Consider the following 6,179-nt stretch of genomic DNA (forward strand, 5'->3'; position numbering starts at 1 on the left):
ATGTTAGCAGCCGAAAACATATCTTATCGTCACAAAAAAGTTACGATTTTGGAGCGAATCGACTTTCAAGTTAAAGAAGGGGAACTGCTTGTAATTGTAGGGCCAAATGGTGCAGGAAAATCAACCTTATTAAGTTTGCTAGCACATGAAATGGCAGATGACGACAATCAAATTTTTTTTAAGAAAAAAACTTTTGAGCATTGGGATTTAAAAGAATTACCATTACACAAAGCTAAATTTTCTCAACAAAATAGTAGCGATATTCCCCTTACCGTAAACGATGTGGTAATGATGGGGCGATACCCTTATTTTAACGCCATACCACGTTCACAAGATACCGAAGCGATTGAAAAATCAATGGCAGAAACGGATGTGCTTCACCTAAAAAACAGAGATTACAATACGCTTTCTGGAGGTGAAAGACAACGCGTTCATTTGGCGCGTGTTTTAGCACAATTAGAAAACGAGTTATCCGAAAAACTACTTTTTATGGACGAGCCCCTAAACAACCTCGATGTTTTACATCAACACCGCATTTTACACACTGTAAAAAATTTTACAGAACGAGGCAACACGGCAATTTTAGTATTACACGATCTAAACTTAGCGGCTCAATTTGCAGACAAAGTATTACTGCTCAAAAACGGAAAAGTCATGAACCACGGCAAACCCGAAATAGTTTTTACCAAAGAAATCATCAGCAAAGTGTATAATTTTCCCTGTACAATTTGCTTAAACCCAATAAATCAAAATCCATTAATCATATTTGGAACCTAATTTCGTATTATGACAACAATAACACAAGATTTAAAAACAAGATGGAACGCGCTTAAAGCGGAAAATCCAAACTTAAGAATTAGAAACGCAGCCGAAAAATTAGGCGTAAGCGAAGCTGAATTGTTAGCCACACAAATAGGCGAAACTGTAACGAGATTACGGCCAGAGTTTGCCAAAATCCTTACCGAAATTGAAAAACTAGGAAAGGTTATGGCGCTTACGCGAAATGAAGAATGCGTTCATGAACGAAAAGGAATTTACCTCAACCCCGATTTTTCTTCTCCTCACGCAGGATTGTTTGTAGGCGAAGATATTGACCTGAGAATTTTCTTAAGCCATTGGGCAAGCGCTTTTGCCGTAGCCGAAAAATCGGAACATGGCGATCGAAAAAGTTTGCAATTTTTTGGAAAAGATGGTTTGGCGATTCACAAAATTTATTTGACAAAAGATAGTAATGACGAAGCTTTTGAGGAATTAATTGCAAAATTTATAAGTGAAGACCAAACTACAAACGAAACTACTACTGAAGTTCCATTGAACATTGACGAAAAACCAGATGCTGAAATTGATGTGGCGGGATTCCGAAATGCTTGGGAAAACCTGACTGATACCCACGCTTTTTTTGGTATGTTACGCAAATTTGGGGTAACGAGAACACAAGCGTTACGTTTGGCTCCAAACGAAAATTTTGCTAAAAAAGTGGACAAAGAAGTGATTGTAAAAATGCTCGAAGGTGCTGCTGCTGAAAAATTACCAATAATGGTTTTTGTGGGTAACAGAGGAAATATACAAATTCATACCGGAATGGTAAGAAAAACAATGTGGCATGGAAACTGGTTTAATGTAATGGATCCTGACTTTAATTTGCATTTAGACATGAGCAAAATTGCCCAAACTTGGATCGTAAGAAAACCAACCGAAGATGGAATGGTTACTGCAATTGAAGTTTTCAACGAAATGGGCGAAATTATCGTGCAGTTTTTTGGTAAGAGAAAACCTGGAATTCCTGAACTAGAAGAATGGAGAAAGCTTGTTGCGGGATTGTAGATTTATGATTGAATGATTGATAGATTAGCAATCGAATAGAAAAAACCCGTGGCGTATTGCTGCGGGTTTTTTTATAAGAATTTTTTTGCCGAAAGTCTCCAAGGATGCCGAATGATTTTTTGATAGCCCTGATTGTAGCGAAAATCCTGTTTTTTTGGGTCTTGTAAAGCCCAAAAAAACAGATTGTAGCGAAAAGCAGGAATAAGGATTGCTGAAAAGGAACGGGCGATTCGCTTCTTAAAAAAGTAGAAAATAAAAAAAACCGAACATTGATGTCCGGTTTAGTGATGGTTATGAAAAATTTATTTGGGATTATAATTTAGCATACTGGAAAGTTGGGTATCCTCTTTCGCCAGCGGCGTTAGCACCACCTGTAAATTTTAATTTGTAAATGTTTCCTGCTGGATCTTTGATTACGAAGAAACGATCTGTTCTTAAAACAAATTGTGAAACTGGGAATCCGCCTGGTCCGGTAATACTTGTGCTTCTCCAGTTAGATCCAATATTTCTTTGGTCTTCCGTAAAATTTGCTTGGGTTACTTGAGCCAAAGTGAAGTTGTCGTAGTTTACTGTTTCTGTGTTCATTACCATATAAGATCTTGCGCCACCTTTAAGATTGGTTACCACAAAATCTGGATAAAAATAGGGTGTGGTTGGTCCTACTATATTAGTAAAAGTGGTGAAGTTAATATCCCATTGGTTTTTTTGTGGTTCCACGTTTACGACGTTATTTGATGTTAGGCTGAAAAACGTAAAATTATATGCTGAATTTTTAGAAATAATTTTCTCTTGATGGGTGGTAGCATCAATGTCTGCATATTGAATTTTGTAGTCGTTTCCGCTTCTTAAAATTCGTACTTTTTTCCAACCTCTCAACGAGCCAGATGCGGAACCTTCTGCACCAATTGTTGGAGCGGTTTCTGACGGATTGGCACCCATATTGATTAGGTAAACTTTGTTATCAGCATCGTTAGCTGAAATTTCGGCAATAGCGGTTCCTGTGATAAGACCTTGTGGATGATCAATTTGTGTTGCTGATCCTTGCCCTTGTGCAATAATCATGGTTTCATCTGCTACTTGAATCTCATCAATATTTGTGGTTTCGAGTTGTTTGGCAGCCATTTTAAGTGATCCATTGATGGCCACTCTAAATGCCGAACCTCCATAGAATCCTAAATCCCATGAAGTTCTTGGCGATGTTGCATTGCCTCCGTTGCTTAAATCGATGTAAACTTGGTTTGGTTGATTTGCACCACCAACTGCTGCTGCTAAAGCTTGTCCTAAAGACGCTTCTTCATTAAAATTGAGTTGAATGTTATTGTTAGTAGAAACCGAAGCATTTGTAGCATCAGTAATTACAAATTTTACATTTTTAACGTCGGTTGGAGCTGCATTGGTTAATTTATTAAAATCAAAAGAAACGCTGGTTACATTGGCCGCATATGGTATAGAAAGTGATGCTCCTTCTGCTGCTGGATTTGTAGTAAAATCTGTACCGTAAGAAACTGCTGTAGTCGTAAAAGTAAGATTTACAAATCCTGCTGCTGTTGTTGGTTCTGAAAAAACAATTTGAATAGGGGTTGTAGATTCGGTAAGGTTTAAAGAAGGAACGCCAAAAGCAACTGATGTGCTAAATTGATTGTTTCCGCTATTGTCGTCATTGTTACAAGCTGTAAATGCAGCCAGAACAAAAGCCATAATAAAAACTAAGTTTTTTTTCATGATTATGTATATTAATTAAAATTGAGGTTATACGTAAGTTTTAAAAAATAAGAACGTCCATACCCTAAAAGCAAAGTCCCATCGACACTATGAACGCCGTTTGCACCGGTGGTTTGCTGAACTGTGGTGATGTCTAAAATGTTTCTGGCTCCTGCGGTTATTTCAAATTTATTGTTAAAAAAAGATTTTCTAACTGAAGCGTCCATCCAGCCGTAAGATTCTAATTCTGCAAGCGAAAATTGTGCATCTCCGGAAGCATTTGTAGTGGCTACATACTGCTGTTGTTTGCCATTATATTTATAGAAAATAGAAAATAAAGTATTCCATTTTGGAACGTTGTAAGAAACGCTGGAATTCATTTGAAGTGAGTATAGATAGTTATCATCTGACGAAGCATTTTGCGCTGCTAAATCTATCTTTTGCGAAATTCCCACATAAGACAATCCTACTTTCGCATTCCAATTTTTATAGGCAAATTGGTGATTGGTAGCAAAATTCCACATTTTGTATTGATCGATATTTTCGTATCGATAAGCCAACATTGGGGTTACTTGCGTCAGCACCATGCTAATTCTGTCATCAACTGTCATGTAGGTTATGGCTGCATTGCTGGCGAGTTCTACACCAGAATCAAAACGTGATTTCTTTTTCGCACTTACTTCGTAGGACATGCTGGTTTCGGGAACTAAATTTTCGTTTCCTTGTAAATTGTGATTAGAATCGACGAAGTAGGTATATAATTCTTCAAAATTAGGCGTCCTGAAAGATCTTCCAACAGCACCACGAAGTTCATATCCGTTATCAAACAAATATTTTAAACCTAAAGAGGAAGAATATTGGTTTTCAAAAACCGATTGAAAAGAATACCTAAATCCCGGACGAATAGAGAAACGACTCGTTGCATTAATTTCTGCTACTGCAAAAACATCGTAGTTTTCTAAACGTTTGCGGATATCTTGTGCTTGTTGCGAATCATTTAAAAATGTCCCGGCGGTTTCGTCATAAAATCCGCTTTCATTGACAAATTCGTAACCCAGTTGAAGGTCTAACCATTTAGAAGTGAAAAAATTATTTACAGTTCCGATGGAATATAAAACTTCTTTCGATTGATATGTTTCACGATTATTTGCGCTTTCCGAGTCATTTTCAAAGGAATAATTGAATTTCTCAATGTCTCGCGCTTGTTTTTGATGTGAAAGTGAGACGTTATAATTTAACTTGAAAATTTTTCCATAGGAATTCAAATGATGAAAATACCGATTCGTGATGTATCTTCTATCTTGTGCATAATTAGTATTTGGAAAAGGATAATTATCAATTGGGATGACTACCGGATTGTAATAGTCAACATTTTCATCAAAATAATCAAATTTGTAGAAAATTCTAAAATCGTTTTTGTTGTAACCAATGATGGCATTGCCGTTAATTTGTTCTTTTGGAAGTTGTCTGTAGCCTCGTTTTCCGTTGCTAACCGCATATTCTTTTCCTTCCATATCATCAAAAAATCCTGCAAAATCATTGCGGTTTGCACCAAGAGAAGCAAACCAATCGTCGTTAATTTGATGCGAAATTTTGAAGGCTTGGATGTGTCTTCCTTGGTCGAAAAACGCAAACTCATCGGATACCGTTTCTTCTTGAACAGTAGCAACGATTTCCCATTTATTTCGTGAATTTTTTTTGGTAATGATATTCAATATACCACTCACAGCGTTGGCGCCATGCGTTACCCCCATTGAACCTTCTATGATTTCTATTTGTTCAATATCATCGAGATTTACTTGAGTCAAATCAATATTGGTTCCCAAACCGGTATCTGAAACCAGCGGAATATTATCGACTAAAATTTTAAAATATTGAGAGTCAAGACCGAACATTGAAACTGAAGATCTCCCATCACTTCCACTTGTTCTGATGGAAATATTGAGGTATTGATTTAAAACATCGCCTAAATTATTAGCTGCCAAACTCTTAATTTCTTCTTTAGAAATTACCCTAACATTATGCACCGATTTTTTAAGTGATTGAGGTTCAAATTGACCAGTAACTACTACTTCATCGATTTGTGTAATCTTGGTTGAATCTATAAAAGTTTCCTGCGCAAGAAGGTTTAAAGTAAAAAATAAAGAAAGGGGGAAAACCGCCTTTTGGAAAATTCGCATTACTATTTGACTTTAGATTAATTCTAAATTGCAAAAATAGAATGCGTTTTTGGTTTATGCAAATTATTTTTATTAATTCTAAATAAACGAAAGATTAGGCTTTAAATTTTGATGTAGGTAAAAAATTGTTGGTAAAATTGACAATCTGAAAATTTTTGGGATGAAAAAATTGCTCTCGTCTTAAATTTTAAGAAAATGTGGGTTGATAATTTTTTTTTGATTTTTAAAAATAAATTGAAAAATGAAGCTTGAATTTGGAAATATTCTTCTTTTTATCCTGCGATTCCAGAATGCTCCAAGTTTTTCTAATAGCCCCGATTGTCGTGAAAATAAAAATGCCTTCCGGGTTGAACATGCCCCAAAAAGTTAGACACTATTTGGGGCATTTTTTATGGAAAGAAAAGTTAAGTATGATTACGCATTTAAATTAGAATGTGTTAAGTTAGTTTTAGAGAAACATTATTCTGTTTTGTA

General features: G+C 35.9%; 4 protein-coding genes. 2 read left to right on the top strand and 2 right to left on the bottom strand.

Features of this window, described 5'->3' with window-relative positions:
* Together GV828_RS07590 and GV828_RS07595 are read left to right on the top strand one after the other, a co-directional pair.
* Entirely contained in the window at positions 1 to 777 is a 777-nt protein-coding gene (locus GV828_RS07590) for a heme ABC transporter ATP-binding protein (RefSeq protein ID WP_166536883.1), read from the top strand.
* Between the two features lie 9 nt (positions 778 to 786).
* Positions 787 to 1,824, top strand: a complete 1,038-nt coding sequence (locus tag GV828_RS07595) for a hemin-degrading factor (RefSeq protein ID WP_166536884.1) — start codon at positions 787 to 789, stop codon at positions 1,822 to 1,824.
* A 312-nt stretch (positions 1,825 to 2,136) separates the two neighbouring features.
* Here GV828_RS07595 and GV828_RS07600 read toward each other — a convergent pair whose 3' ends face one another.
* On the bottom strand, positions 2,137 to 3,546 hold the full coding sequence (locus GV828_RS07600; RefSeq protein WP_235935430.1) for an HmuY family protein: 1,410 nt from the start codon (positions 3,544 to 3,546) through the stop codon (positions 2,137 to 2,139).
* A gap of 11 nt (positions 3,547 to 3,557) precedes the next feature.
* On the bottom strand, positions 3,558 to 5,705 hold the full coding sequence (locus GV828_RS07605; RefSeq protein ID WP_166536885.1) for a TonB-dependent receptor plug domain-containing protein: 2,148 nt from the start codon (positions 5,703 to 5,705) through the stop codon (positions 3,558 to 3,560).
* Between the last annotated feature and the right edge of the window lie 474 nt (positions 5,706 to 6,179).

It is taken from the genome of Flavobacterium ichthyis (assembly GCF_009915155.1).
Lineage (GTDB): Bacteria > Bacteroidota > Bacteroidia > Flavobacteriales > Flavobacteriaceae > Flavobacterium > Flavobacterium ichthyis.

What these genes read in the sequence shown, in the direction of transcription:
- GV828_RS07605 (WP_166536885.1), bottom strand. Translation starts at nt 5,705, where the DNA reads ATGCGAATTTTCCAAAAGGCGGTTTTCCCCCTTTCTTTATTTTTTACT.
- GV828_RS07600 (WP_235935430.1), bottom strand. Translation starts at nt 3,546, where the DNA reads ATGAAAAAAAACTTAGTTTTTATTATGGCTTTTGTTCTGGCTGCATTT.
- GV828_RS07590 (WP_166536883.1), top strand. Translation starts at nt 1, where the DNA reads ATGTTAGCAGCCGAAAACATATCTTATCGTCACAAAAAAGTTACGATT.
- GV828_RS07595 (WP_166536884.1), top strand. Translation starts at nt 787, where the DNA reads ATGACAACAATAACACAAGATTTAAAAACAAGATGGAACGCGCTTAAA.